This is a genomic window from Tamaricihabitans halophyticus (assembly GCF_004340875.1).
In the GTDB taxonomy this organism is placed as follows: Bacteria; Actinomycetota; Actinomycetes; order Mycobacteriales; family Pseudonocardiaceae; genus Tamaricihabitans; species Tamaricihabitans halophyticus.
Map to the genome: position 1 here is coordinate 324,463 of NZ_SLXQ01000003.1, position 25,807 is coordinate 350,269.

The 25,807-nt window shown below is 66.5% G+C and carries 24 protein-coding genes; 16 read left to right on the plus strand and 8 right to left on the minus strand.

Annotation, left to right across the window (positions count from 1 at the left end; genetic code table 11):
• The first annotated feature begins 47 nt into the window (after window positions 1-47).
• The 4 genes from EV191_RS11975 to EV191_RS11990 all read left to right on the plus strand — a co-directional run bounded on the left by EV191_RS11975 (window position 48) and on the right by EV191_RS11990 (window position 3,539).
• Window positions 48-689, plus strand: coding sequence for a dienelactone hydrolase family protein (locus tag EV191_RS11975; protein WP_132877045.1), 642 nt, complete (start codon window positions 48-50; stop codon window positions 687-689).
• 366 nt (window positions 690-1,055) lie between these two features.
• Complete coding sequence (locus tag EV191_RS11980) at window positions 1,056-1,559, plus strand: hypothetical protein (protein WP_132877046.1); 504 nt, start codon at window positions 1,056-1,058, stop codon at window positions 1,557-1,559.
• The gene (locus EV191_RS11985) at window positions 1,556-2,779 is read left to right on the plus strand and encodes a hypothetical protein (protein WP_132877047.1); all 1,224 of its coding nucleotides are present in this window, start codon (window positions 1,556-1,558) and stop codon (window positions 2,777-2,779) included. The genes EV191_RS11980 and EV191_RS11985 overlap by 4 nt, the downstream gene beginning before the upstream one ends.
• The gene (locus EV191_RS11990) at window positions 2,772-3,539 is read left to right on the plus strand and encodes an ESX secretion-associated protein EspG (RefSeq protein ID WP_132877048.1); all 768 of its coding nucleotides are present in this window, start codon (window positions 2,772-2,774) and stop codon (window positions 3,537-3,539) included. The genes EV191_RS11985 and EV191_RS11990 overlap by 8 nt, the downstream gene beginning before the upstream one ends.
• Window positions 3,540-3,547: 8 nt before the next feature.
• Here EV191_RS11990 and EV191_RS11995 read toward each other — a convergent pair whose 3' ends face one another.
• Window positions 3,548-4,408, minus strand: a complete 861-nt coding sequence (locus tag EV191_RS11995) for a MurR/RpiR family transcriptional regulator (protein ID WP_132877049.1) — start codon at window positions 4,406-4,408, stop codon at window positions 3,548-3,550.
• Window positions 4,409-4,532: 124 nt separating this feature from the next.
• Here EV191_RS11995 and EV191_RS12000 point away from each other — a divergent pair, with 124 nt between their 5' ends.
• The 5 genes from EV191_RS12000 to EV191_RS12020 are packed head-to-tail and all read left to right on the plus strand — an operon-like array spanning window position 4,533 to window position 10,685.
• Entirely contained in the window at window positions 4,533-5,951 is a 1,419-nt protein-coding gene (locus EV191_RS12000; RefSeq protein WP_132877050.1) for a sodium:solute symporter family protein, read from the plus strand.
• 14 nt (window positions 5,952-5,965) lie between these two features.
• On the plus strand, window positions 5,966-7,186 hold the full coding sequence (locus tag EV191_RS12005; RefSeq protein WP_132877051.1) for a metal-dependent hydrolase family protein: 1,221 nt from the start codon (window positions 5,966-5,968) through the stop codon (window positions 7,184-7,186).
• On the plus strand, window positions 7,183-8,376 hold the full coding sequence (locus tag EV191_RS12010) for a metal-dependent hydrolase family protein (RefSeq protein WP_132877052.1): 1,194 nt from the start codon (window positions 7,183-7,185) through the stop codon (window positions 8,374-8,376). The genes EV191_RS12005 and EV191_RS12010 overlap by 4 nt, the downstream gene beginning before the upstream one ends.
• Window positions 8,377-8,430: 54 nt before the next feature.
• A complete protein-coding gene (gene purB, locus EV191_RS12015; protein WP_132877053.1) occupies window positions 8,431-9,870 on the plus strand; it encodes an adenylosuccinate lyase in 1,440 nt (479 codons plus the stop codon).
• Window positions 9,867-10,685: an MOSC domain-containing protein gene (locus tag EV191_RS12020; protein WP_132877054.1), complete on the plus strand. Its 819-nt coding sequence runs from the start codon at window positions 9,867-9,869 to the stop codon at window positions 10,683-10,685. The genes purB and EV191_RS12020 overlap by 4 nt, the downstream gene beginning before the upstream one ends.
• Here EV191_RS12020 and EV191_RS12025 read toward each other — a convergent pair.
• Complete coding sequence (locus EV191_RS12025) at window positions 10,682-11,494, minus strand: SAM hydrolase/SAM-dependent halogenase family protein (protein ID WP_132877055.1); 813 nt, start codon at window positions 11,492-11,494, stop codon at window positions 10,682-10,684. The genes EV191_RS12020 and EV191_RS12025 overlap by 4 nt on opposite strands.
• A 98-nt stretch (window positions 11,495-11,592) precedes the next feature.
• On the opposite strand from EV191_RS12025, the gene EV191_RS12030 reads away from it, so the two are divergent.
• Window positions 11,593-12,477: a phosphoribosylaminoimidazolesuccinocarboxamide synthase gene (locus EV191_RS12030; RefSeq protein WP_132877056.1), complete on the plus strand. Its 885-nt coding sequence runs from the start codon at window positions 11,593-11,595 to the stop codon at window positions 12,475-12,477.
• Here EV191_RS12030 and EV191_RS12035 read toward each other — a convergent pair.
• Entirely contained in the window at window positions 12,474-13,109 is a 636-nt protein-coding gene (locus tag EV191_RS12035; protein WP_132877057.1) for an MBL fold metallo-hydrolase, read from the minus strand. The two genes, EV191_RS12030 and EV191_RS12035, sit on opposite strands and share 4 nt — an antisense overlap.
• A 60-nt stretch (window positions 13,110-13,169) precedes the next feature.
• A complete protein-coding gene (locus EV191_RS12040; RefSeq protein ID WP_132877058.1) occupies window positions 13,170-14,150 on the minus strand; it encodes an ArsR/SmtB family transcription factor in 981 nt (326 codons plus the stop codon).
• A gap of 94 nt (window positions 14,151-14,244) precedes the next feature.
• Here EV191_RS12040 and EV191_RS12045 point away from each other — a divergent pair, with 94 nt between their 5' ends.
• A complete protein-coding gene (locus EV191_RS12045; protein WP_132877059.1) occupies window positions 14,245-15,378 on the plus strand; it encodes an MFS transporter in 1,134 nt (377 codons plus the stop codon).
• A 63-nt stretch (window positions 15,379-15,441) separates the two neighbouring features.
• Complete coding sequence (locus EV191_RS12050; protein WP_132877060.1) at window positions 15,442-16,950, plus strand: aldehyde dehydrogenase family protein; 1,509 nt, start codon at window positions 15,442-15,444, stop codon at window positions 16,948-16,950.
• A gap of 55 nt (window positions 16,951-17,005) precedes the next feature.
• Here the strand turns inward: EV191_RS12050 and EV191_RS12055 are convergent, their stop codons facing one another.
• A complete protein-coding gene (locus EV191_RS12055; RefSeq protein WP_243658903.1) occupies window positions 17,006-17,914 on the minus strand; it encodes an endonuclease domain-containing protein in 909 nt (302 codons plus the stop codon).
• A gap of 152 nt (window positions 17,915-18,066) precedes the next feature.
• Window positions 18,067-19,056 (minus strand): NAD-dependent epimerase/dehydratase family protein, encoded by a 990-nt coding sequence (locus EV191_RS12060; RefSeq protein ID WP_132877061.1) that lies wholly within the window; start codon window positions 19,054-19,056, stop codon window positions 18,067-18,069.
• A gap of 107 nt (window positions 19,057-19,163) precedes the next feature.
• On the opposite strand from EV191_RS12060, the gene EV191_RS12065 reads away from it, so the two are divergent.
• The 4 genes from EV191_RS12065 to purL all read left to right on the plus strand — a co-directional run bounded on the left by EV191_RS12065 (window position 19,164) and on the right by purL (window position 23,667).
• Window positions 19,164-20,363: a phospholipase D-like domain-containing protein gene (locus EV191_RS12065; RefSeq protein ID WP_132877062.1), complete on the plus strand. Its 1,200-nt coding sequence runs from the start codon at window positions 19,164-19,166 to the stop codon at window positions 20,361-20,363.
• A 111-nt stretch (window positions 20,364-20,474) separates the two neighbouring features.
• The gene (purS, locus tag EV191_RS12070) at window positions 20,475-20,714 is read left to right on the plus strand and encodes a phosphoribosylformylglycinamidine synthase subunit PurS (RefSeq protein ID WP_132877063.1); all 240 of its coding nucleotides are present in this window, start codon (window positions 20,475-20,477) and stop codon (window positions 20,712-20,714) included.
• Window positions 20,711-21,382 (plus strand): phosphoribosylformylglycinamidine synthase subunit PurQ, encoded by a 672-nt coding sequence (purQ, locus tag EV191_RS12075; RefSeq protein ID WP_132877064.1) that lies wholly within the window; start codon window positions 20,711-20,713, stop codon window positions 21,380-21,382. The genes purS and purQ overlap by 4 nt, the downstream gene beginning before the upstream one ends.
• Complete coding sequence (gene purL / locus EV191_RS12080) at window positions 21,379-23,667, plus strand: phosphoribosylformylglycinamidine synthase subunit PurL (protein WP_132877065.1); 2,289 nt, start codon at window positions 21,379-21,381, stop codon at window positions 23,665-23,667. The genes purQ and purL overlap by 4 nt, the downstream gene beginning before the upstream one ends.
• A gap of 52 nt (window positions 23,668-23,719) precedes the next feature.
• On the opposite strand, the gene EV191_RS12085 is transcribed toward purL, so the two are convergent.
• Together EV191_RS12085 and EV191_RS12090 are read right to left on the minus strand one after the other, a co-directional pair.
• Window positions 23,720-24,571: a hypothetical protein gene (locus EV191_RS12085; RefSeq protein WP_132877066.1), complete on the minus strand. Its 852-nt coding sequence runs from the start codon at window positions 24,569-24,571 to the stop codon at window positions 23,720-23,722.
• Between the two features lie 155 nt (window positions 24,572-24,726).
• Complete coding sequence (locus EV191_RS12090) at window positions 24,727-25,641, minus strand: lysozyme (protein WP_132877067.1); 915 nt, start codon at window positions 25,639-25,641, stop codon at window positions 24,727-24,729.
• Between the last annotated feature and the right edge of the window lie 166 nt (window positions 25,642-25,807).

Sequence of the window (25,807 nt, forward strand, 5' to 3'; positions counted from 1 at the left end):
CTTTCTCACCTTGACTGGTGTTCACCCCGGCGTGGTTGGGTGAATCTATGCCGCACGCCCGAATCGAGACGATTTCGCTGCCCGACGGGAACGACTTGCCGGTCAGTTACGCCGAACCCGACGGCGCGGTGCGGGGTGGCCTGGTGGTGCTGGCTGAACCGGAGGGAGCCGGGCAGGCCGCGGACTGGCTGGTGGCCGCGCTGGCCAGCGAGGGCTGGCTGGCCGTTGCGCCGGACGTGTACCGGGGCCAGGGCGGTGCGGATGCGCTCGCCGGCGTGGAACTCGCCGTTGACTGGCTGGCCGCTTGGGGCGTGAAGCGCGATCTCACCGGAGTGCTCGGCTTCGACCTCGGTGGCGCGCTCGCACTGGTCACCGCGGCCCGGGTACCGGTAGGCGCCGCGGTGAGCGTGGCGGCCGGCGGCATCAGCGAACCACCCGCGGCGGGGTTGCCCGCGCTTGCCACCGTGGCCGGGCGGTTGACCTGCCCGTGGCTCGGGCTCTACGGCGACAGGGACGCCTCGATAGCCGTATCGGAGATCGAGCGACTGCGTGGTGCCGCGGACACGGCCAAGGTAGCCACCGACGTGGTGCGCTTCCCGGCTGCGGATCACCGCTTCGACACCGATCCGGACGCCGCGCACGAGGCCTGGTTGCGGACCCGCAACTGGTTCGACTCGCACCTGCGCTAGCGCCGTGCGCGGCTTCGCGTTCGCGTCCGCAACGTGCTGCTCGAGCGGTGGAACCCAGAGCGTTGTCGGCTCATCAGAGGTATCGAGTCCAGCACACGATGAGCGGTGGCCGAGAGACGCGATCCTTGGTTATCGCCGGCTGGGCGATGTTCACGACAGGCGGCCACGCCATCCCTGGGGGTGTTGGCGTGGCCGCCTGTCCGCACCGGCAAAGTTTCGTGACGATGTTTTACTTGTTAGGGCAACTATTCTCATCGACAAAGCGTCATTGCGATGGAACCCGGTCGGTACAGTCGGGGTCTAAGTGTCACGTCATGCGGGGTCAGTTGCCCCGGCCAAACTCCAGTTGATCCGGGAGTGGGAAGAATGTCCGAATCGTCAGAGGCCGTCTACGGTCCGCCGACCGACCAGCTCGGGCCTTCGCTGCCAGGTTCGGCGCAGGCATCGCTCGGCCAGGCGGCGAGTGGCGTGCGGGAGACCAAGGAACATGCCGAATCCGGTGACCTCTACCTGGACACGGAGCGGGGTCGCAAGCTGCTGTTTGACCTCACTCAACTCCGCGCGCGGGTCACGCAGCTAACCAAGGACTCCGGTGTGCTGGACAGCCCGCTTGACCTGGGCGATAACTGGGTGGGCCAGGTGATGAATCACAAACTGCGTGGAAAGGCGAACGGCGAGGAGGCCTCCTTTCAGCAGGTAATCGCCGAGTTCGACAAGGTGCTGGACGATCTGCGGCTGACCGTGAAGTACGCGGCTGGGCTGTACGAGGAAATCGACGACGACACCGCGCGAAAGCTGCGGAGCTCGCTGGCTGACCTCGGGGTGCCGGCGCATAACCTGCCAGGACGCGGTGTGGAGGAAGCGCGATGAGCGGCGAGAGTTTCACCGAGCACTTCGATGGCGGGTCAGCGGACGGTACGAACCCGAGCCTGGTCGTGGGTAGCCCGTGCATTCCCGGGCCGCCGCTACCACCGCCGGAGCTACCGGATTGTCCGGACGGTCCGCCACCGGAGCCAGAACCCGGCGAGGACGAGCTTGGCCAGTACGTCGACTGGGAAACCTGGTCGCATCCCGAACTCGCGCGGATGGCCGAGCCGGGCGATGGCCTCTACAACGCGGACGTAGCACTCTGGTCCGAGTGGAAGTCGGTTGGCGAGCAGTTGACCGAGGTTGGCGAGGATCTGCGCCGGCTGTTCAACGACGCGGCGGATACCTGGCAGGGAGTCGCCGCGCAGGCCGCGCGGGAACACCTGGCCAGGCTGGCGAACTGGGCGGTCGACAACGGCGAGCTGGCGAACAAGATGGGCATCCTCGCACGGGAACAGGACCAGCACGCGGAAGTGATGCGTCGGGAGATGCCGCCGCCGATCATGACGGCGCAGGGCGGATCGGCCTCTGCCGCGCCTGTTTCAGACGGCGCGACCAGCCCGATGTCGGCCGGCGACTTCAGCAGTGCCCCGGGAATCGTCGCGGATCCGTCCGACTCCGATGGACCGGTGCAGGAGTCGCATCGGAAGGCCGCTGAGGTCATGAGTCGCTACCAAAAGGGCAGCTACAACGTGTACCAGCGGCTACCTGATTTCTCGCACCCGAACCCGGACGACCGAGTACGGAGCAATCCGCCCGAGCAGGACCAGCCGCGCCGCCGGCCGGATGATGAGGACGACAGCACGACGACATCGAGCACCCCAGGCGGCGGTGGTGGCACCGTAGGAGGTGGACCCGCCGGCACACCCGCAGGTGTGGGCAGCGGTGCCGGAGCGGGTGCCGCTGCGGGCGGTGCCGCCGTCGGCGGAGTGGCCGCCGGAATGCGCACCGGCGCCGAATCGCCAGTGCGTGCCGGCACGTTGACCGGTAGTGGCGAGGCCGGTGCGGCTGCCAGGGCCGCAAGCGCGGGGAGCGCCGCTGGCCAGGCCGGTGGTCGTGGCGGCATGATGGGCGGCGTGCCGATGGGTGCCGGCATGGGTGCTGGGCGCGGCAACGACGAGGAGCGCAAGGTACCCAGCTACCTCACCGAGGATGAGGACATCTGGAAGGTCGACGGCAAGGTAGTGCCACCGGTGATCGGGGAGGAAAAGCGGCGTGCGTGACGAGAACTCCGGCTGGATCCAGCTGAGTTCGGCCGAGTTCTTTCTGCTGTGGTCTTTCGCGGAACTCGGTGAGTTCCCGGTGCCGCTGAACGTCGCGCATGTCGGCCGTACTGAAGCGCACCGTGCCCGACTGGTCGAGGAGGCCAGCCGGACGCTGACCGAGCGTGGGCTTGGCACGGTACATGCGCCAGCCCGTGATCTCGGTATCTATCTCCGGTTGCTCGCCGATCACAAGCTGTCCGTGGATCTGCATGCCGAGGGCCAGGGCGCGGGATTGCGGGCGATGACCGTGTCCGGCTCGTCCGGCGTTGCCGGGGCGGCGATCGTCGGTAACGAGGTGCGGATCGGACCGGTGGGCGATCATGGCATGATCTCCGCGCTGCTCGCCGCGCTCCCGGAGTTGCCGGCTGGCAACGGGATGGGCGCGAATGTGCGCTGGGACGATTACCTGCGCGCCTGTGCGGAAGGTGATCGACACGGGGTTTCCGGCTTCGTCGAGATACTGCGGGATTCCGGGGTCCGTGGCGCGGAGGCGAATACCATCGCCACGGCCGTTTCCGAGCGAGTCGGCGGCGGTCGGCTGGGCTGCAGTGTGCGCGGGGTGCGCGGGCGGGCTCGGACCCCGCATACGGTGAACTGGGTGGATACCCCACATGGCAGGTACAGCGTTCGACGTGGCGGCGACTGGGTGATGGTCACCCCGGTGAGCACCAACCAGCTGCGCGCGATGGCCGAGGAAATGGTCGACGACCTCCGCTGACGCGCACGCTAGTGGAACAGGCGCATCCGCGCCCAGGCCGCTTCGGTCCGCTCCATCGCGCGCTGGCACTCCGGCCCGGCGAGTACGGTCAATTCCGCGAGAATCCCGTGCACTACGGCCATCGCTGGAGTGAGTGAGGGAAACGAGCTGACGCCCTCGCTCGGCACGATGATCACGTGATCGGATACCTCGGCGAGCGGCGAGCTGCCGAGATCGGTGATCGCGCAGGTGGTGACGCCTTGCTCGCGGGCGATCCGGCTCGCCTCGAGCACTTCCTTCGGCAACCACCACAGGTTTACCGCTAGTAGACAGTCCTGCTTGGTCAACCGGGTGACGGTATTCGCCAGCTGCGTGCCGAAGTGTCGCTCGAGCAGCACGTCCATGCCCATACTCGTGCTCGCGTGCGCGAGCTGGACGCCGGGCGCGGCGAAGGTGCCCGAGCCGATCACCACGGTTCTGGACGCGGCCGTGATGGCGCCGGCGATCGCGCGAATCGCCTCCATATCAACGGTGCGTGCCAGCAACGCGAGGCTTTCCATATCGCGCTGGATCGCCTCCGCGGCGGGGTTGCTCGGGTTGTCGCCGTGTTCGGCGAGTACCTGCGGCGCGGACAGCGAGGCGAGGTAGCGGTTGCGCAGTTCCAGCCGCAGTTGCGGCCAGCCGGAGAAACCCAGTTGCCGCGCCGTGCGTACCACGGTCGCCACGTTCACCGCTGCCCGCTCGGCGAGGTCGGCCGTCGACGCGTAGGAGGCCAGATGCGGCTGGGTCGCCAGGATATCCACGACTCGACTGGCCGCGGGGCCAAGCGCGACCTCGCCCGCTCGCCCGGCCAGCCAGTCCTGGACCGTTGTCGAACCCGGTGCGCCCATCCCTTACCTCCCACCCTCGGCAGCCGGCTCCCAGCGTATTGCCACCCGCGATGTGTACAACAAATATTGCATCAATCGAATGAGTGATGTAACTATTGCATCCACTTCGGCGTTCGGAGGCGGAATGCAAACGGTGCATCTGGCAATGCTCATCGGCTACCTCGCGGTGATGCTTGCGATCGGCCTCTATTTCTCCAGGGCAAGCAAGATCCGCAGCGGTGAGGAGTTCCTGTTCGCCGGCCGGCGGCTGCCGCGCATCGTGCTGATCGGCACGCTGCTTGCCACCTGGGTTGGCTCCGGCACGGTGATCGGCGGCGCGAACTTCGCGTACAACTACGGCCCGCTCGCCGCGATGATCTTCTTCGGCGGCACGCCGGTCGGCATCATCATCCTGTACTTCGCGGCGGCCAAACTGCGCAAACTGTCCAACCACACCATTCCGGAACTGCTCGAACTGCGGTTCGGGCACGGGGTCCGGATGGTTGGTGCCGTGGTGATCCTGCTCGCCTACGTGGGGATCACCGCATACCAGTTCATCGGCGGCGGCTACATCATCAGCCTGGTGACGCCACTTTCGGCTGGCCAGGCGACCGCGCTCGTCGCCGTGGTGGTGACCTTCCTTGCCTTCTCCGGCGGGCTCTTCTCGGTGGCGTGGACGGACTTCCTCTCCGCGGTACTGATCGTGTTCTCGCTACTTGCCGCGGTGCCGATCGTGCTTGTCGCGATTGGTTCGCCAGCCGAGTTCATTGCCCAGCTTCCGGAGAGCTCGCGGACACTCTCCGGTGGGCTCGACTTCATGCAGCTACTCGGTTACTTCCTGCCCCTGCTGTTGCTGATCCTCGCCGACCAGAACCTGTACCAGCGGCTTGCCGCGGCCCGCGACGCCGGAACTGCGCGTAAGTCAACCATTGGTTTCTTCCTGGCCAGCTTCCTGATCACCATCCCGGTGGCGATTCTCGCCGCTGGCGCCTCGATCCTGCTGCCCAAGCTGGCCGACCCGGACGCCGCGGTGCTTTCCCTGGCCTCCGAAGGGGTCCTGCCCGCCGTGCTCGGCGGAGTGCTGCTCGCCGGCACGCTGGCGTTCATCGTGACCACCGCTACCTCGTTCATGCTCTCGGTCGGCGGCAACATCCTCTACGACGTCTACATTAGACACACAAAGCGGGAGGTCGGCGACGCCGCGCGACTGCGGCTGCACCGGCTGGCGGTGCTGCTGGTCGCGGTGCTCGCCTACGGCATGGGCCAGTTCTTCCCGACCGTGCTTGATCTTCAGGTCTACTCCTACACCGTGTACGGCGTGGCGGTCACCCCGGCGGTACTCGCGGTGCTCTTCTGGCGCAGGGTCACCACCTTCGGCGCACTGGCCAGCATGCTGCTCGGCACGGTGACCCTGCTGGTCTGGGAGTTCGGTCTGGACAAGCCGATGGAGTGGAACGCCGTGGTGATCGCGCTGCCCGCGGCGCTGCTCGGGCTGGTCCTTGGCAGCCTGCTGACCAAACCGAACGAAGAGCGGCAACGCAAGCTCGCCGAAGCAATGCGCTGAGAAGGGTGCCCTTGATGGAAGATGTACTTCTCGACAACGCGACCGTACTTGACGTGCGTACCGGTGAGCTGTTGCCGGACCGTCGGGTACTCGTCCACGATGGACTGATCGCCGAAGTCGGCGGTACGGAGGTCGCCGCGTCCGGCGCGCGGGTGGTCGACCTGGCGGGTAAGACCGTACTGCCCGGCCTGATCGACGCGCATGTGCACGTCACGGCGGTCACCGCGGACCTCGCCGCGCAGGCCGAATGGTCCCCGAACTATGTGGCCGCACGGAGCGGGCGGATCCTGCGGGACATGCTGCTGCGCGGCTTCACCACGGTTCGCGATGTCGGCGGCGCGGACTACGGGCTCGCCGAGGCGGTGGCCGAGGGGCTGCTTCCCGGGCCCCGGATCGTCTTCGGCGGTAAGGCACTCTCGCAGACTGGCGGGCACGCTGATCTGCGCCATCGCGGGCGACTCGCCTTTGACCAGCATCGCTGTTGCCCGAGCATGGGAGTGGTCTGTGACGGCGTGCCGGAGGTGCGCAGGGCGACGCGGGAACAGCTGCGCACCGGCGCCGATCACATCAAGATCATGCTTTCCGGGGGTGTCGCCTCACCGACCGACCGGGTGGACTCCACCCAGTTCGCGATCGAGGAGATCCGTGCCATTGTGGAGGAAGCCGAGGCGGCCAACCGTTACGTGACCGGGCATGCCTATACCGCGGCGGCGATCAACCGAGGGTTGGCCAACGGGGTGCGCTGCATCGAACACGGCAATCTGCTCGACGACACGAGCCTTGCGCTGTTCCGCGAACACGACGCCTTCCTCGTGCCCACGCTGGTGACCTACCACCAGCTCGCCGCGGCAGGACTGGACTACGGGTTACCACCGGAATCGCACCGGAAGGTCGATGATGTGCTCGGGCGCGGTCTGGACGCCCTGCGGCGTGCGTACGAGGCTGGCGTGAACCTGGTCTACGGCACGGATCTGCTCGGTGGCATGCATCCGCATCAGCTCGGCGAGTTCGCGATCCGGGCGCAGGTGCAGCCGCCGATCGAGGTGATTCGCGCGGCCACGGTGAACGCGGCCCGATTGCTGCGGATGACTGGCGAAGTCGGCGAGGTCATTCCGGGCGCGACCGCGGATCTGCTCATTGTGGACGGTGATCCGACCACGGATATCGGGATACTTGACGGTTCGCGCCATGAGTTCGTGATGCGCGCCGGGCAGCTGCACGAGGTGCGCGGATGAGCATGGTGTTGCGGCACGGCATGGTCTGGGACGGGCTGGCCAGCGAACCGATACCAGCGGATCTGCTGCTGGACGACGGGGTGATCAGCGGGGTGTACGGCGTGGGAAAGGCGCCTGGCGGTGCGCTCGAGGTAGCGCTGGACGGCGCCTTCGTGGTCCCTGGGTTGGTGGACAGCCACGTGCATCTGGTGTGGTCGGGCGGGCCGGATCCGGTTCGGGTCGTGGACTCCGAGGGCGAGCAGCTGACCGTGGTGCGCGCGGTGGCCAACGCGCGAGCACAGCTGGACTCCGGGGTGACTATGGTGCGCGATCTCGGTAGCAACTGGGATATCGCGGTGACCGTGGCCCGCGCCATCGACAGGGGCATTGTGGACGGTCCGACGGTGGTGGCCGCCGGACGTACGGTGATCATGACTGGCGGACATGATCCGTTCTGGGGCATTTTCAGCGACGGCGCCGATGCGGTGACCCGTGCGGTCCGGCAACAGGTGAGCATCGGCGCCGGGGTGCTCAAGACCGCGGCGACCGGTGGCGTCTACGGCCAGTCCGAGGGGGAGGAGATCGGCCAGAGCGAGCTCAGCTACGCGGAGCTGGCCGTATTGGCGAAGGAGGCGCACCGGTTCGGCAAGCGAGTCGCCGCGCACGCCCTTGGTACCGAGGGCATCCGCAACGCGGTGCGTGCCGGAGTGGACACCATCGAGCACGGGGTGTTCCTCACCGAGGAGATCGTCGAGGCGATGCGTACGCAGGGCACGGTGCTCTGCCCCACACTGGCAACCTACCGTGCACTCGCGGAGGGCCCGGAGGTACCGGCCTACGCGGCGGAGAAGGCACGCACCGTGGTCACCGCACATCGGGAGAGTTTCGCGATGGCGCTGGACGCGGGGGTGCCGGTGATCGCCGGTACGGATGCGGGCGCTCCGCATATTGGGCATCCCTCGCTGGTCGCCGAACTGGAGATGTTGCACGACTACGGCTTGCCGCTGTTGGATGCGCTGCGCGCGGGAACCTCGCGGGCGGCTACCGCACTTGACCGGGTGGGCGGGGTGATCCAGCCGGGCGCGCCGGCCGATCTGCTGATCGTCGAGGACGATCCGTTCCAGTCACTGGCCAACCTGCGCCGGGTGTGGGGCGTGGTCCGCCGCGGCACTCCAGTGTCCGCGCTGCGTAACCGCGTTCGGCACGGTTAGCGGGGGTGGGCGGGCCCTCGAGGGAAGGGCGCGCGGGCGATTAAGCTTGCCGGAGTGAGCGCTAAGCCTAGTATCCCGAACGTCCTCGCCAGCCGGTACGCCTCGGTCGAGCTTGCCGAACTCTGGTCGCCGGAGCACAAGATCAGGCTGGAGCGGGAGCTGTGGCTCGCGGTGCTGCGCGCGCAACTCGAGCTCGGCGTGCAGGTACCGGACGGTGATCGGGTACTCGCTGACTACCGGCGGGTGCTGCCAGAGGTGAACCTCGCCTCGATCGCCGAGCGGGAACGGGTGAGCAGGCACGACGTGAAGGCGCGTATCGAGGAGTTCAACGCGCTTGCCGGGCACGAGCAGGTGCACAAGGGGATGACCTCGCGGGACCTGACCGAGAACGTCGAGCAACTACAGATACGGCGCTCGCTCGAGCTGCTCCGCGGCCGGTTCGCGGCGGTACTCGGCAGGTTGACCAGCCTGGCTGTACAGCACAGCGAGCTGGTGCTGGCCGGTCGCTCGCACAATGTCGCCGCGCAGGCCACCACGCTCGGCAAGCGGTTCGCTACGGTCGCGGACGAGTTGCTTGTCGCCTTCGAGCGGCTGACCGAGCTGATCGATCGCTATCCACTGCGTGGGATCAAGGGGCCGGTCGGCACCAGCCAGGACATGCTGGACATTCTCGGCGGCGACTCCTCCACTTTGGAATCTTTGGAGCGCCAAGTAGCCGAACATCTCGGCTTTGATCGGGTACTTGCCAGTGTCGGGCAGGTCTACCCGCGCTCGCTCGACTTCGACGTGGTGTCCACTTTGGTGCAGCTGGCCGCGGCGCCGTCCAGCCTGGCCAAGACGATCCGGTTGATGGCCGGGCATGAGCTGGTCACCGAGGGCTTCCAGCCAGGTCAGGTCGGTTCGAGCGCGATGCCGCACAAGATGAACACTCGATCCTGCGAGCGGGTGAACGGTTTCGCGGTGATCCTGCGCGGCTATGCCTCGATGACCGGGGAGCTTGCCGGTGACCAGTGGAACGAAGGAGACGTGTCCTGCTCGGTGGTGCGTAGGGTGGCGCTGCCGGACGCGTTCTTCGCGTTGGACGGCCTCGCGCAGACCTTCCTTACGGTGCTCGACGAGTTCGGCGCCTACCCGGCGGTGGTCGCTCGTGAGCTGGACCGCTACCTGCCCTTCCTTGCCACCACCAAGATCCTGATGGCCGCGGTGCGCGCGGGTCTTGGCAGGGAAACCGCGCATGAGCTGATCAAGGAACATGCCGTCGCGGTGGCGCTGGCGATGCGCGAGGAGGGGATCGAGCGCAACGATCTGCTTGACCGGCTCGCCGCCGATGATCGTTTGCCGCTGAACAGGGACGAGCTGGCCGGGCTGATCGCCGACCGGCTTTCCTTCACCGGTGAGGCCGATGCACAAGTAAAATCGGTCGCCGCCCGAGTGTCCAATGTGTTAGACCGGTTCGGTGATGCGGCCGACTACCTGCCGGAGGCGATTTTGTGACCGCGACCGTCGCCGAGCTCTGGTACTACCCAGTGAAAAGCTGTGCGGGCAGTCGAGTCCGCACCACGCGGGTGCTCGCGACGGGATTGGCGCAGGACCGATCATTCATGCTGGTGGACGCCGATGGTGGCGTGCTGACCCAGCGCAGGGCGCCCGCGCTGGCCGCGTTACGGCCGGAGCTGAACGCTGACGGCACGCGACTGCTACTGCGATGGCCGGATGGTGCCGAGTTCGACCATCCGGTGCGCTTCGCGGGCGAGCAGCTGGCCGTATCGGTGTTCGTGTGGGCCGGCACGGCAGTCGACCAGGGCGATGCGGTTGCCGAGTGGTTGACGAGCCGGCTTGGCATGCAATGCCGGCTGGTCCGGGCCGACGCGGAGCACGATCGCGTGGCGGCTGGCCGGCATGACAGCTTGCTGTACTTCGCGGATTCGGGCGCGCTGCTCGTCACCTCACTGTCCTCTTTGGATGGACTGAATGAGCGCATTCTGGAATCTGGCGGCGATCCGGTACCGATGAGCCGGTTCCGGCCGAATATCGTGGTGCGCGGCTGGGCGCGGGCGCATACCGAAGATCGGGTGCACACGTTGACGATCGGCACCGCGAAACTCGGTTTCGGCAAGGATTGTGTTCGCTGCGCGGTACCCACCGTGGATCAGGAAACCGGGCGCAAGGCAGGGCCGGAACCGATTCGTACGCTGGCGAGCTACCGGCGCGCCCCGGATGGTGGCGTGACCTTCGGGATGAAAGCGGCCGTGCTCGGCGAAGGTGAGATCAGCGAGGGCGACCAGCTCATCGTGCACGACTGGTCCTAGCGGGCTACCCGCGTCACGCTGAACATCGGGACCGAGCGGGCGGCCAGCCGGTCGGCCGCGGAACCACCGTGTACCGCAAGGGCTACGTAGCCGGCCGAATCCACCAGTACCAGCAGCTCGCCAGGCACCGCGTCGCCGAAGGTGTGGTGTACCGAGCATTCATGGGCCGCCGTACCGGTGCCGATCCGCACCCGGGTGCCCGGTGTCAGGCCGCATTCGGCGAGGGCGCTCGCGGGTGCGGCGAGTTGCACATTGCCGAAGTGGTCGATGGTGCGTACCTCGCTGCGCAGCCCGTCCCGTTCGACCTCCACCCGAGCTTCCGGCAACTCGACCAGCTCCGCCAACTCGATGGGGCGGCCGAACTCGGCCGCCGGCACCCCGCGTGTGAGGTGCGCGGCCGCCGGCGCGAACACATCCCTGCCGTGGAACGTGGCGGAAACCCTCGGCAGCTGATACTCGGCGTTCTCCAGTTGATAGGCCGCGCGTGGGCCGCCGAGTGCCCGGGCGGCCGGCAGCAGCAACCCGTTGTCCGGGCCGACCAGTGTGCCCCGTTCGGCCAGCAGCACGATCCCTCGGCGGGCGGTGCCCACACCGGGGTCGACCACGGCGAGGTGTACCGCGTTCGGCAGGTAGGGGGCGGTTTGCGCGAGGACCGCGGCGCCGCCGCGGATATCCTGTGGTGCAACGGAATGGGTGATGTCGATAACCCGGGTAGTTGGGGTGATCCTGGCGATCACGCCATGGCAGGCAGCGACGAATCCGTCCTGTAGGCCGTAGTCGGTGGTGCAGCTGATGCAGTCGTAGCCCATCTGATCAGTGTGCCGATTCGGGCCGGACTCGGCGAGCCGAGCAGCGTGTCCGCGCGTCCAGCGTTGCGGTGGCTCACTGGCCGAATAGGGTAGGCGTTATGTCGAAGCTCGCCGATTATCAGCATGTCGCCCGCGGCAAGGTGCGTGACCTTTACCGGGTTGACGACGAGCACCTGCTGTTCGTCGCCTCGGATCGCATTTCCGCTTTTGACCACGTGCTGCGTACGCCGATCCCGGACAAGGGTCGGGTGTTGACGGCGATGAGCATGTTCTGGTTTGAACTGTTCGGCGATTCGGTGGCCAACCATGTGCTGGCCGTGGATGATCCGCGGATTCCGGCCGAGGTAAGCGGGCGGGCGATGCTGGTGCGCAAGCTCGACATGCTGCCCGTGGAGTGCGTAGCTCGCGGTTACCTTGCCGGTTCGGGCTGGACGGACTACCAGCAGACCGGCGCGGTGTGCGGGGTGGCGTTGCCCGAGGGGCTTGTGGACGCGGCGAGGTTGCCTGAGCCGATCTTCACCCCGGCGACCAAGGCCGAGATCGGTGCGCATGACGAGAACGTGAGTTTTGCCGCGGTGCAGCGGATGGTCGGCGCGACAAGAGCCGAACAGCTGCGCGAGGCTACCGTGGCGATCTATCAGCGAGCCGCCGACTACGCCAGCGAGCGCGGCATCATCCTTGCGGACACCAAGTTCGAGTTCGGTGTGGACAGCAACGATGGGCTGGTGCTCGCGGACGAGGTGCTGACGCCGGACTCGTCTCGGTACTGGCCGGCAGACGAGTATCAGCCAGGGCGCTCGCAGCCGTCGTTCGACAAGCAGTTCGTGCGCGATTGGTTGACGTCGCCGGCCTCCGGTTGGGATCGCGATTCGGATACCCCGCCACCGCCGTTGCCCGAGGATATCGTGGTCGCCACGCGGGCGCGCTACGTGGAAGCCTACGAGCGGATCAGCGGTCGCTCGCTCAGCGACTGGCCCGGCTAGACGGTGGCTGATTCGTCGCGCGGTAGCACCCGGACCTCGGTTCCGTCCGGTGCGAGGTTCGTGAACAGTCCGTAGTGCATGGCCGGGTTGGCCAGTACTGCCTCGTGGATGGGTACGGCGAGGCGAGGATGGACCGCACGCAGGAAATCGACCGCTTCGGCTGCCTTGAGCCAGGGTGCGCCGGTGGGTAGCGCGAGCACGTCGACCGGCCGTTCTGGCTGGTGGAAGGAGTCGCCGGGGTGGTAGAACTCGCCGTCGCCGAACAGGTAGCCAACGTTGGGGATCATCGGGATGTCCGGGTGGATCACCGCATGTGAGCCGCCGACCACGTGTACCTCGGTATCGCCGAAGCGTAGTTCGTCGCCGGGTTGCACGGTGCGTGCCGGCAGTTCGAGCTTCGCGACGGTTTCCGCCGAACCGGGGTCGGTGATCAACTGGGCGTTCGGATTCTCCGCAAGCAGCGCGGGCAGCCGCTCCGCGTCGATATGGTCGAAGTGCTGGTGCGTGATCAGAACCGCGTCGAGCTCCCGCTCCCGCTCGAAGTTGGTGGAGAACGCGCCGGGGTCGATCAGCACCCGAGCCGAATCGGTCTCAACTAGTACACAAGCGTGTCCATAGTGGACAATACGCATCTCGGGGCTCCACTCACTGCACTGGACTCACTGCGCTGGCTGCACTGCTCGGCCCCGAGACTATTCGCATTCCAGCCGCGCGACAACGCCCGTGTGTGGATCCGTGCCGCCGGCAAGCAGCGCTTCGCCGAGACGGGTGCACTCGTAGTACACCGACCGACCCACCCGGGCGCGTGCGACCAACCCCGCGGCCCGCAACGCCTGTAGATGCTCGGAGACCGTGCTAGGCGCGCTGTGCAGGGTCGCCGCGAGGGCACTCGTGCTCGCCGGCTCACGCAGTACTCGCAGCAGGTCCGCCCTCGCGCGACCGAGCACGCCCGCAAGTGCGGCCGAAGGTTCGGCTGGCTGTGGGCCGAACAGCTCCCCGGCGCCCCGCGCTGGGTACACCACCGTGGGCTGCCACGGTGGCACCAGCATCACGTTCAGTGTGGGCCAGCCGAATACGCTGGGCAGCAACAGCAGACCGCGCTCGTCGAGAGTGGTTCGGCCGCGCCCCTTGCCGTCCACCAGCACCGTGTGCTCGGCGAGACGAAGCTTGGCGTGTAACCCGGTGAGCGCATGGGCGATCCCGGCCGTGGCGAACCGCCTTGCCCGGTACTCGATATCCGCGTGCAGGGTCATCCGCAGCCGTGGCCATGCGGGTTCCAACAGTTGCCGCCATACTTGTTCTAGCTGGTCGGCGAGTAGGTCGCGGGCGCTTGCTGGGTTTGCCGGTAGGTCCGCAGGTCGCGCATCGGAGCTAACCAGCTCGGTGGCGACCTGGTTAGCCGGGGTGGCTCGAACCTGCGCAAGCTGCCATTCTGCCGTGGTGTCCGGTCCTTCCGGCGGCGGAGTGAGGAAGTCCGGGCAGTATCGCCGGCCGGATAGCAGCGTGGCCAGCTGTGCGACCTCGGGCGGTGTGCTCGCGGCAAGCCAGTTGGCGTAGACCGGATACCTGCGCGTGCCGTTCAGTACCTGTACGGCCGCAAGCGTTTCCTGTAGTGGCGAGCACGCGAACCGCAGCTGCACCGCGGCCTGCGTGCCGAGTACGAGCTCCAACATCGGTATCCCTCCGTGCCGGGTTGCCACCATGAACAGATTCGGGCGTCGCCGAATTGATGTCGAACCTGGTAGGGGTCACGCGACCGTGGTCGGCATGGCCGGACTGTATCGCGACGCCACATATTGGCGCTGGTCAACCGGGATGCAGCTAACCAGGTTGCCACCCGCGATGGCGCCGCTTGGCTATGCCCTCCTGGCCACCGAACTGACCGGCTCATACCAGTTGGGCGGTGTGCTGATGGCGGTTTTCGTGATCGCCGAAGTGCTCGGTGCGACACCGGTCAGTCGACTGCTCGACCGGATTGGCGTAGCGCGTGGGCTGCGCTCGCTGCTGGTGCTTGCCGCGCTCTGTCTGTCGGCCCTGACCGGGCTGCTCCTGTTCACCGACGATCGGGTGCCGACAGCAACGTTGTTCGTGCTCGTAGCTATGCCAGGGTCGGTTGCCGGCGCGATCTCGGGCGGCTTTCGAGCGCTACTGCCATACGCCGCGCCGGCGGGTGCGTTGGAACGGGCGATCGCCGTCGATGCCGTGCTGATGGACCTAGTGATCCTTGCGGGCCCGCTGGTCGTCGCGGGCCTCGCGAACTTTGGCGCACCTTTCGCCGTGGGCGGGATGGCACTTGCGTACCTGGTTGCCGCGGTGATGGTGCGCTCGACGACGGTGCGTAGGCCGGAACGAACCGGTGCACCATTTCCGGTGCGGGCGATCGCTCGCTGGTTGGCGTGCGCATTCGCGGTCGGACAGCTGCTCAGTGTGGTCGAGGTGGGCACACTTGCGCTGGCCAGCCGGTTGTCCGGAGGTGCAGGGACCGCTGCCGCATTGATCGCGGTGGTCTCCGGCGCGAGTGCGACCGCGGGGATTTGCTACGCCTGGTTGGCCCCGCGCCTGGTGATCGACGCACGAGCGAGGGCTCGACTGTGTCTGCTGGCGCTGGTCGCCGGCGGGCTGGTTATCGCCTTTGCCTCGGGCTGGCCGGCGATTCTGGGCGGGCTCACGTTGCTCGGCATCGGAACCGCGCCGCTCGTCGCGATCGTCGCGTTGCAGTTGCAGCAGGTCTTGCCAGCGCACCGGCGTGCCGAAGGGTTCGGCGTCCTACAGGCCGTGCAGGGCGTCGGCTTTGGCCTTGGCGCATTGAGTATCGCCCTGCTTGCTTTGCCTGTGTCGTTCCTGGCCGGCGTGTTCAGCTGCTTGGTCGCCTTCTTGGCATCCTGCCAAAAAGGCGGGTGAAACCTCTCGTCAGCGGTATTACCGAGCGGTAGCCTGGCGACAGGCGACCTGAAGGGCAGGCTCATGACGACGGTGCAAACCACGGGCGGCGAATCGGCGCGAGCGGCACGGGACACCTTTGACTCCCGCAATCCAGCGACCGATGAGGTCGTCGGCAGCTACCCGGTACACACCGAGGCGGAGGTAGCTGCCGCGGTGGAACGGGCTACGGAGGCCGCGCGCTGGTGGGCGGAGCTTGGCTTCGCCGAGCGCGCGAACCGGTTGCGGCAATGGAAGGCCGCGATCGCCCGAGGCTCCGCGGAGCTGGCCGAGGTGGTGCGCGCGGAAACCGGCAAACCGAATGCGGATGCGATGCTGGAGATCGTGCTCGGCCTCGACCACATCGCGTGGGTGGCAAAGCACGCGCGCAAGGTACTGAGCCCGCAGCGCCGACCGTCCGGCATGTTGATGGCCAACCAGGCAGCCACTGTCGAGTACCAGCCGCTTGGCGTGGTCGGGGTGATCGGACCGTGGAACTATCCGGTGTTCACCCCGACGGGATCGATTGCCTATGCGCTCGCCGCGGGTAACGCGGTGGTGTTCAAACCCAGTGAGTTCACCCCTGGGGTGGGCCGCTGGCTGGTTGACCGGTTCGCCGAGGCAGTGCCGGAATACCCGGTGTTCCAGCTGATCACCGGGTTCGGCGCGACGGGCGCCGCGTTGTGCCGGAGCGGGGTGGACAAGATCGCCTTCACTGGTTCGGCGCCGACCGGGCGCAAGATCATGTCGGCCTGCGCCGAGACGCTGACCCCGGTCCTGCTGGAATGCGGCGGTAAGGACGCCCTGCTGGTGGACGCGGACGCGGACCTGGATGCCGCGGCCGACGCCGCGGTCTGGGGCGGGATGGCCAACGCGGGGCAGACCTGTATCGGGGTTGAACGGGTTTACGTGCACGAGCGGGTGCACGATGAGTTCGTGGCGAAGGTGACCGGGCTGGCCGGAAAGATCAGGGCTGGCGGGGACGCCGATGCGAACTACGGGCCGATGACGATGCCCAGCCAACTGGACGTGATTCGCCGGCATATCAGCGATGCGCTCGCGCGCGGCGGTCGTGCCCTGGTCGGCGGTGCCGACGCGGTTGGCGATCGGTACGTGCAACCAACGGTGTTGGTGGATGTGCCGGAGGACGCGGCCGCGGTGCGGGAGGAGACGTTCGGGCCGACGCTGACCATCGCCAGGGTGCGCGATATGGACGAAGCCGTGCAGCGCGCGAACGATTCGGATTACGGTTTGGGCTCCGCGGTGTTTGCCAAGGAGCGTGGGATGGAATTGGCTCGCCGGCTGCGTTCCGGGATGACTTCGGTCAATTCCGTGCTCAGCTTCGCGGGTGTTCCGGAATTGCCGTTCGGCGGTAGCAAGGAATCCGGGTTCGGGCGTATTCATGGCCCGGAGGGATTGCGTGAGTTCGCCAGGACCAAGTCCATGGTCCGCCAGCGGTTCAGCCTTCCGGTGAACCTGACCAGCTTCAATCGTCCGAAGAAGATGGACGCCGCGGTCGGCAAGATCGTCAGCTTCCTACACGGCCGCCGCTAACCCCAACAAATCTCGCTAACCTTAAAGAACGCGGACACGGAGCGTCGCCACTCGGTCAAGCGGCATCGCCTCGGCGGGCTGCTATGGCCTCACGGACCGCCTGGATCACTCCACGCGGATCATCGCGTAACCAGCGGCGGGTGACGACGATGACGGACCAGCCTGCTGCGGTCAGTCGTGCCCGCCGGCGGTGGTCGTGCTCTGGTTGCGCGCCCGCGGTATGCCATTCGCCGTCGTACTCAACCGCAACCTTCTCTTCCGCGAACCCGAGGTCCAACCGGGCGACGAACCGGCCAGCCACCCGAACCTCGAGTTGTGGCACCGGATGGAGGCCACCGAGGACCAGGAGTACACGTAGTTCGGATTCGGGCAGGGATTCCGCCCTCGGGTCGGCAAGTGCGAATACTTCGCGCGCCCATACGATTCCGTGATCATTGCGGTGAGCCAGCGCAGGAGCGAGTATCTTCCGATCCACGAATCCTGCGCGCAGTAAGGCATCCAGCGGAGCCACCGCGCTGGGTAAGGTCCTGCGCAGCCGGAAATTTGTCAGCATGTCGATAGTCGCCCGCAGTGGATTGGCCAGATATATGCCTTGCCACGGCACGCATTCGTCGCGCGTCAGTCTTCGTTGCCGTACATCGAGTCCGCGACGGGTATTCGGTCGCGCGTAGCTTGGCAGGATTACCTCGACAGGTTCCCAGTAGTTCGCGAGATCCAAGCCGTGTATGGCCATCGCCGAACAGCCGCTGAGCATTGTTTCTGCCGGTGCAACCAGCGCAACCGCACGGCAACGCAGTTCGTGGGTGATCGGGATGTTTGACGGGACATACACATCCTGGAACAGCCGCTGAAAGAGTCGGCCGCGTAACTGGGTCTCGGTGACTAAGCCCTCCGCGCGGGCATGTGATCCGCGGAATGGGCCGGTTAGTTCCGGTGCTGCTGTCTTGATCATGCGAGTGCTCATGGCAAGAGCATGCCGCGATTTTCGCCGTTGTTGGCCAGACCGCGGAACTTCGGCTTACGAGTGGTCCTCTCGTTCCGAAAAGCACTCCACCGGGGTGGCGCGCGGGTGCGCCGAGCACTCAGCGTGACCGCGTTCTTTAAGGTTAGCGGGAGTCAGGCGAGGGCGGTGGTTTCTTCTTCGGGGGTGAGGCCGGCGATCCGGGAACGCACCAGGCCACCGAGCTCGTGTTCCCTGGCAAGCGCCGCGCGCACGGTGTCGGCCAACGGCCGATGCGCCAAACCAGCGCGAGCCGCGCGATCATGCGCCCGCGCCGCTAGCCCCAGGTGGCTGTCCGGCAACCACATCGGCAGCGAGCGCGGCCCCGCCCACGGGTTGATCCCCGCCGCGAACAGCTCCGCTGGCCCGCGCGGCACCAGCTCGACCTGGGCATTGAGCACCCCAGCGATCTCCCGCAGCAGCTCCGGCAACGGCCGGGCCGGCCCCACCGCGTCGTACACCCCGGCGATCCGCTCCCGCGCGGCGAGCAGTAGCCAGTCCGCGAGGTCACGCACATCCACATACTGGATCGGCTGCTCCGGCACATCCGGCACCAGTGCACGCCCACCGCGCTCGAAACGCGCTGGCCAGTACCCGAACCGATCGCTGCGGTCATCCGGCCCGACAATCAGCCCCGGCCGCACGACGAAGGCCCGCGAGCCGAAGGCATCCAGCACGGCACGTTCGCTCGCCACCTTGACCGCGCCATACACGGCGGGATCGGCGGACGGCTCGGCTGGCCCCGCGTCGTAGCGCGGTTCGACCAGCGGCGCATCCGTATCCTGGCCCTTACTGGCCGTATCCGCGTAGACATTGGCACTGGATACAAAGGTCCAATGCGCGGCGCGCCCGGCAAGCGCCCGCAACGCGTCGGACACCCATGGATACGACATCGTCGCCATGTCGAACACGGCGTCGAATCGCTCATCGGCAAGCGGTGCGTACGGATCGGCGCCATCCCGGTCCACGGGCACCAGCCTGGCGCCAGCCGGCACCGCGCCGGACTCGCCGCGCGCCCCGCAGACCACTTCGTATCCAGCGGCAACCCCAGCAGCGGCGACCGCGCGTCCCACCATTGACGTACCACCGAGCACCAGCATTCGCATGCGCTCGACCCTGGCCCAGAACCAGACATAATTCCAGTGAATCCGCTTCCGGCGAACACCGTAAAATGCTGGATGTTCCGGACACAGCGGGCGCCTAGCTTCGGTACATGGCCCACTTACGGATTCGTCGACTGCCCGCACTGCTCGCCACCCTCGCCGTGGTCATCGGCCTGACTGGCCTGGCCCAAACCGGACAGGCCCAAACCGGACAGGCGGCGGCGAACGGCACGGCGGCTCCTGGCGCCTACACCGTTTTCAACATGCCGAGCGGGGACACCCCGGATACGGCGATCGAAGAACACATCGTGCAGCTGGTGAACGAGGCGCCGGAGGGTGCCGAGATCCACGGTGCGATGTACACCTGGACCCGACCCCAGGTCGCCGAGGCGCTGGCCGATGCCCAGCAGCGCGGTGTGCAAGTCCGGCTGGCGATCGATTCGGAAGGCTCCGGCGGTTCGAACGCAAAGCCGGACAACGAGGCCATGGCCGTGTTGCGCGACGCCAACTTCACCGAACTGGTGTTCTGCAGCGGCAGCGGAAGCAATTCCTCGTGCATCGGGGATGGCGACGGGACGATCAACCACAACAAGAACTTCACCTTCTCCGCGACCGGCGACAAGCAGAACGTGGTGCTGGTCAGCTCGCACAACCTGACCAGCTCGCAGACCAAGAGCTACAACAACGCCGTAGTGCTGCACGATGACCAGGACTTCTACGACAAGTTCGTCCAGCACATGGGCAATCTGCTCGCCCAGGACAAGGACGCCAACTACTACGAGAACTCGCCGGTGGGGCAGATCAGCTCCACGGCAAGTAAGGCGACCGCGCATTTCTCCCCGAGGGCCGACTCGAACGGTGGCACTGAACCGGAGGCGAGCACGGACACGGTGGTCGACGTGCTTTCCACCATCACCGAGGCGGAGGACGGCTGCTCGGTCGATGTCGCGCAGGCGATGTTCACCGGGTCACGCGCGCCGGTTGCGGACGAACTGATCCGGATCGGCAAGCTCGGCTGTACGGTACGCGTGCTCGGCGGTGCCGACCTCAGCGACTACATCATCGACCGGCTCGGCGGGGCGGAGAACGTCACGGTACGTGGTCGGCTGGATCCGCTGCATTCCAAGTATCTGGTGCTGCACGGCAATATCGACGGCACGGCAGGTAGCAGCATGGTGCTCGCCGGTTCGCACAACCTCACCGGGCCCGCCCTGCGTGGTCATGACGAGACGCTGCTCACGTTGGACAACGACGGGGTAGTGGCGGATTTCGACGGGAACTTCGACACGCTCTGGGCACAGGCCGGCTGACCCGGCCTGGAGGCGATGGCGCTATGACGGATGCCTCGGCGCCGGCCACGGGCAGCTCAGGTACGCTGCGGTGGTACCGCCGACCTGCGCAAATATCAGGAGCAGCACGCTGTGGCCCGAGTTGTCGTCGACGTCATGCCCAAACCGGAAATCCTTGACCCACAAGGCAAAGCCGTAGCCGGAGCGCTACCGCGCCTTGGCTTCACCGGGGTGACCGAGGTTCGTCAGGGAAAGCGCTTCGAGCTGGAGGTCGACGATTCCGTCGATGACGCCACGCTCGCCAAGATCGCGGAATCCTTCCTGGCCAACCCGGTGATCGAAGACTGGTCCGTGCGGCGGGTGGAGCCGTGAGGATCGGCGTTATCACCTTCCCCGGCACGCTGGACGATGTGGATGCCGCGCGTGCCGTGCGCTTCGCCGGCGCGGAAGCCGTTTCGCTCTGGCACGCCGATGAGGACCTACACGGCGTGGACGCCGTCGTCGTGCCAGGCGGGTTCTCCTACGGCGACTACCTGCGCTGCGGCGCGATTGCCCGGTTCGCGCCGGTGATGACCTCCGTCGCGGAAGCCGCCCGAGGCGGCATGCCAGTACTGGGCATCTGCAACGGTTTCCAGATTCTCTGTGAGGCCGGCCTGCTGCCTGGTGCGCTGGTGCGCAACGCGAAACTGCATTTCGTCTGCCGGGATCAGTGGCTGCGGGTGGAGAACACCAGCAGCGCCTGGTCGGCTCGGTACGAGCCGAACGCGGAGATCCTTGTCCCGCTGAAGTCCGGCGAGGGCGGCTACCTCGCCGACAAGTCCACTTTGGATGAGTTGGAAGCTGAGGGTCGGGTGGTCTTCCGCTATGTTGGCGAGAACCCGAACGGTTCCGCGCGGGATATCGCGGGCATCTGTAGCCAGAACGGTCGGGTCGTTGGGCTGATGCCGCATCCCGAGCACGCCATTGACCCGCTCACCGGGCCGACCGACGACGGGCTCGGCATGTTCTATTCGGCGCTCGATTCTTTGGTGGCAGTGTGACTTCCGTATCGGTAATCGACAGCGTCAGCCAGGCGGCGACGACTCCGGATACCCCGCAGCCGTACCGCGAGCTCGGCCTTGCCGAGGACGAGTACGCGCGGATCAGGGAGATCCTCGGCCGGCGCCCGACCGAGGCTGAGCTGGCCATGTACTCGGTGATGTGGAGCGAGCACTGCTCCTACAAGTCGTCCAAAGTGCACCTGAAGTACTTCGGGGAAACCACCACCGAGGAGATGCGCGCCAAGATGCTCGCCGGTATCGGCGAGAACGCCGGCGTGGTGGACATCGGGGACGGTTGGGCGGTCACCTTCAAGGCGGAATCGCACAACCATCCGTCTTATGTGGAGCCGTACCAGGGCGCGGCAACCGGCGTCGGCGGCATCGTTCGCGACATCATGGCGATGGGCGCGCGCCCGCTCGCGGTGCTCGACTCACTGCGGTTTGGCCCAGCTGACGCGCCGGATACTCGCCGAGTGCTGCCGGGCGTGGTTGCCGGCGTCGGCGGCTACGGCAACTGCCTTGGCCTGCCGAACGTTGGCGGCGAAGTCGTCTTCGATCGGACCTATGCGGGTAATCCGCTGGTCAACGCGCTGTGCGTGGGCGCGATGCGCGCCGAGGACCTGCATCTGGCGCATGCATCCGGGGTCGGCAACAAGATCATCCTGTTTGGCGCCAGTACCGGGCTGGACGGGATCGGCGGGGTATCGGTGCTCGCCTCGGAGTCGTTCGACGGCGACGAGTCCGCCGCCGGCCGCAAGAAGCTGCCGAGCGTGCAGGTCGGTGACCCGTTCACCGAGAAGGTGTTGATCGAATGCTGCCTCGAGCTGTTCGGCCGCGGCATTGTCGTGGGCATCCAGGACCTCGGCGGTGCCGGACTTTCCTGCGCGACCAGCGAGCTGGCCAGCGCGGGCGACGGCGGGATGCATATCGACCTGGATCGGGTTCCGTTGCGTGCCACCGGAATGACTCCCGCGGAGATCCTGTCCAGTGAGTCCCAGGAGCGGATGTGCGCGGTCGTCAAGCCATCCGATGTGGACGAGTTCCTGGCGGTCTGCGCGAAATGGGATGTGCAGGCGACCGAGATCGGCGTGGTGACGGATGGCGACCGGCTGGTCATCGACTGGCACGGCGAAACCGTCGTGGATGTACCGCCGCGCACCGTGGCACACGAAGGCCCGGTGTATCAACGTCCCGTGCAGCGCCCGGAAAAACAGGACACCTTGCGCGCCAACGGTTCGGCCGCGCTTACCCGGCCGAGCGGCGCTGCCGAGCTGGAGCAGACCCTGCTCCGGATGATCGCCTCGCCCAACCTGGCATCCCGGTCCTGGGTCACCCAGCAGTACGACCACTACGTACGCGGCAATACCGTGCTCGCACAGCCAGCCGACACCGGCGTGGTCCGGATCGACGAGGAGACCGGTAGGGGAGTCGCGATCGCCACGGACTGCAACGGCCGGTTCTGCGAACTCGATCCATACCAGGGCGCGCAGCTCGCCCTGGCCGAGTCCTACCGGAACGTGGTGGTCAGTGGCGCTGAGCCGGTCGCGGTGACCAACTGTTTGAATTTCGGCGCGGCCACCGACCCCGGGGTGATGTGGCAGTTCCAGCAGGCAGTCCGTGGTCTCGCGGATGGTTGTGTGGCTCTGGGTATCCCGGTTACCGGCGGCAATGTCAGCTTCTACAACCAGACTGGCGACACCGCGATCCTGCCTACGCCGGTGATTGGCGTCCTCGGCGTACTCGATGATGTGCGCCGGCGGATTCCCACCGGGATCGGTGCCGAAGCTGGCGAGACGCTGCTGCTGCTCGGTGAGACCGCGGACGAGCTGGACGGCTCCGAATGGGCGCACGTCGTGCACGGGCACCTCGGCGGAACTCCGCCGAAGGTCGATCTGGCCAGGGAGAAGCTGCTCGGTGAGATCCTGATCGCCGGATCGCGGGACGGGATGATTTCCGCCGCGCACGACCTCTCCGAAGGCGGGCTCGCGCAGGCCGCGGTGGAAACCTGCCTGATCGGCGAGACCGGGGCGCGGATCATTCTTGATCCGGATCAGGACCCGTTCGTACAGCTGTTCGCGGAATCCGCGGGCCGGGTACTGGTTGCCGTGCCACGCACCGAAGAGCCACGGTTCACCGAGATGTGCACTGCTCGCGGGCTGCCCTGGCGCAAGACCGGCGTGGTGGACGCGGAGTCCGGCTCGCTGGAGATCCAGGGCGTGACCACGCTCTCGCTGGAGAAGTTGCGGCAGGCATGGGAAGGCACGCTACCGCGGTTGTTCGACTAGTCGACTGGGTTTCTCGCCGGTGGCTCCACGTGCGCCACCGGCGAGAACCGGATCAGGAAGTCGATGGGTAGAAGCCCGAAACGCACCACTCGGTCTCGTTCGCGGCTTCCTTGAAGATGTACAGGCTGCCGCTGACCTCGTCGCCGTTCAGGGTCCCCTTCACCTCACCACTACTGGTGGTGCGGCTTGGGGATGGCTCCTCGTACGGCTCGGTCAGCTCGAGCTTGGCGTCCCCGTTGATGTAATCGTCGAAGTCGTACGGCGCGCTGTCGGCCTCACAGAACAGCTCTTCGGCCTTGGCCCGGTCGCCGTTGTTCACCGCCTTCAGCAGCTCGTCAGCGATCTGTTTGGGCTCCATACCACTGGTGTTCGGGCTCCCACCGGCGCCGGAACCCGAGTCGTCCTCCTCGGTTGGCTCGGTTGGGGCGCCCGTCGGGTCCTCCACGTCTGGCGCGGGGATCTGGTTCGACGAGCGAGTCTGCGAGGTGGTGTCCGAACCCGAGGCGGTGTTCGAGGAATCGTCCTCGTCACTCAGGAAGAAGCCGGGGGTGAGGAATCCGGTGATCAGCACCGCGGCGATGACCACGACCGCGCCGACGGACAGCGAGATCCACAAGGTCGCCTTGCTCTTCTGGGGTGGGCCCCCTGGGCCTCCTGGGCCGCCGGGCTGTCCGTAAGCGCCCGGGTACTGCGCGTACTGGCCGTACGGGTCCTGCTGATAGGCTGCTTGACCGTAGGGGTCCGATAAGCCGGGTTGTTGGGCGTAACCGCCCTGGCCACCGTACGGATCTTGCGGGTAGCCACCCTGCTGGTAGCCGCCCTGGCCATATGGGTCCTGTGGGTAGCCGCCTTGGCCGTACGGGTCCTGTGGCTGGTACGGGCCGGGCTGCGGCGGGTAGGTCATCGTGCTCGTCTCCGGGATCGATTATCTGCGCTGAAACACTAACCCGTGCGGTGGAGTCGGTGTGTCCGGATACCGATATCGCGTGATAATGCGTACCACAAACAGCAGAACGGGTGGCCCGCAACTAACCGCGGACCACCCGTTGTGCCCTACTTTTAACCCTTCGCTAGCGCCTGTAGCCGGTCGTAGGCGCCGTTGAACCGGTTCTGATCAATCGGATCGGCACTGTGCTGCCAGATCGTGTGGAAGTTCCAGCCGTTCGGCAGTGGGCCAACGGTGGAGTTGTACCTGGCGATCCACAGCGGCACGGTCTTACCGAAGCTCTGCGCGTTGCCGACACACATGTTCCACCAGCTGGTCGAGGTGTAGATCACCGGCCAGCGCCCGGTGCGCTCGTGGTATCGGTCGTGGAAGCCCCTGATCCATGCCGCCATCTGGCTCTGGTTCTTGCCGTAGCAGTCCGCGCCGTACGGGTTGTATTCCATATCAAGCGCACCCGGCAGCGTCTTGCCATCGCCGGACCAGGCGCCGCCACGGTCCACGAAGTAGTCGGCCTGGGCCCGGCCGGTCGAGCGGTCAGGGAGCGCGAAGTGGTACGAACCGCGGATCATGCCCACGTTGTACGAGCCGTTGTACTGCTGGGTGTGGTACGGGCTCTTGTACCCGGTCCCCTCAGTCGCTTTGACGTAGGCGAACCGGTAGCCGGCATTCCACTGTTTCTTCCAGTCGACGTTTTTCTGCCAGCCACTCACGTCGATCCCCGGCACGCTCGCCTTGGCCTCGACGCCGCCCGCACCGATTCCCTTCGGCTCGATTCGCCGCGCTTCGGCGCTGCTGATCTGATTCTCGCTGCCTTCCCGTTTGGCAATCTGCGAGCCCATCGGGTGATCGTTGGCCCGGACCATTTCGTCGATCGAGCGATCCGCGGCAGGGTTCCCGGTTCGCTCGTTCGTGCTGGTGGTTCCCGGTGTACTTGCGGTGGCCACCGTCGCGAGTAGCAGGGAACTCGCGGAAACAATTGCGGCGGTACCAAAGGTTCTCCGCCATCTGAATCGTTTAACAAGGTTCATTGCAGTTTTCCTCTCAAATGCCCTCGCTCTGGCCGGCTCACTCCCAGTAGCCGGCCAGGCGGTTAATTGTTATCGAGGAAGTTCTGCTTTGTCACGACATACGGTTAATTGATCACGACTACCTACTGATAAGTCAGTTAACCGCTACACCCACTTTTGGGTGATG

What these genes read in the sequence shown, in the direction of transcription:
- EV191_RS11975 (WP_132877045.1), top strand. Translation starts at nt 48, where the DNA reads ATGCCGCACGCCCGAATCGAGACGATTTCGCTGCCCGACGGGAACGAC.
- EV191_RS11980 (WP_132877046.1), top strand. Translation starts at nt 1,056, where the DNA reads ATGTCCGAATCGTCAGAGGCCGTCTACGGTCCGCCGACCGACCAGCTC.
- EV191_RS11985 (WP_132877047.1), top strand. Translation starts at nt 1,556, where the DNA reads ATGAGCGGCGAGAGTTTCACCGAGCACTTCGATGGCGGGTCAGCGGAC.
- EV191_RS11995 (WP_132877049.1), bottom strand. Translation starts at nt 4,408, where the DNA reads ATGGGCGCACCGGGTTCGACAACGGTCCAGGACTGGCTGGCCGGGCGA.
- EV191_RS12000 (WP_132877050.1), top strand. Translation starts at nt 4,533, where the DNA reads ATGCAAACGGTGCATCTGGCAATGCTCATCGGCTACCTCGCGGTGATG.
- EV191_RS12005 (WP_132877051.1), top strand. Translation starts at nt 5,966, where the DNA reads ATGGAAGATGTACTTCTCGACAACGCGACCGTACTTGACGTGCGTACC.
- EV191_RS12010 (WP_132877052.1), top strand. Translation starts at nt 7,183, where the DNA reads ATGAGCATGGTGTTGCGGCACGGCATGGTCTGGGACGGGCTGGCCAGC.
- EV191_RS12025 (WP_132877055.1), bottom strand. Translation starts at nt 11,494, where the DNA reads ATGGGCTACGACTGCATCAGCTGCACCACCGACTACGGCCTACAGGAC.
- EV191_RS12030 (WP_132877056.1), top strand. Translation starts at nt 11,593, where the DNA reads ATGTCGAAGCTCGCCGATTATCAGCATGTCGCCCGCGGCAAGGTGCGT.
- EV191_RS12035 (WP_132877057.1), bottom strand. Translation starts at nt 13,109, where the DNA reads ATGCGTATTGTCCACTATGGACACGCTTGTGTACTAGTTGAGACCGAT.
- EV191_RS12040 (WP_132877058.1), bottom strand. Translation starts at nt 14,150, where the DNA reads ATGTTGGAGCTCGTACTCGGCACGCAGGCCGCGGTGCAGCTGCGGTTC.
- EV191_RS12045 (WP_132877059.1), top strand. Translation starts at nt 14,245, where the DNA reads ATGGCCGGACTGTATCGCGACGCCACATATTGGCGCTGGTCAACCGGG.
- EV191_RS12050 (WP_132877060.1), top strand. Translation starts at nt 15,442, where the DNA reads ATGACGACGGTGCAAACCACGGGCGGCGAATCGGCGCGAGCGGCACGG.
- EV191_RS12055 (WP_243658903.1), bottom strand. Translation starts at nt 17,914, where the DNA reads ATGAGCACTCGCATGATCAAGACAGCAGCACCGGAACTAACCGGCCCA.
- EV191_RS12060 (WP_132877061.1), bottom strand. Translation starts at nt 19,056, where the DNA reads ATGCGAATGCTGGTGCTCGGTGGTACGTCAATGGTGGGACGCGCGGTC.
- EV191_RS12065 (WP_132877062.1), top strand. Translation starts at nt 19,164, where the DNA reads ATGGCCCACTTACGGATTCGTCGACTGCCCGCACTGCTCGCCACCCTC.
- EV191_RS12085 (WP_132877066.1), bottom strand. Translation starts at nt 24,571, where the DNA reads ATGACCTACCCGCCGCAGCCCGGCCCGTACCAGCCACAGGACCCGTAC.
- EV191_RS12090 (WP_132877067.1), bottom strand. Translation starts at nt 25,641, where the DNA reads ATGAACCTTGTTAAACGATTCAGATGGCGGAGAACCTTTGGTACCGCC.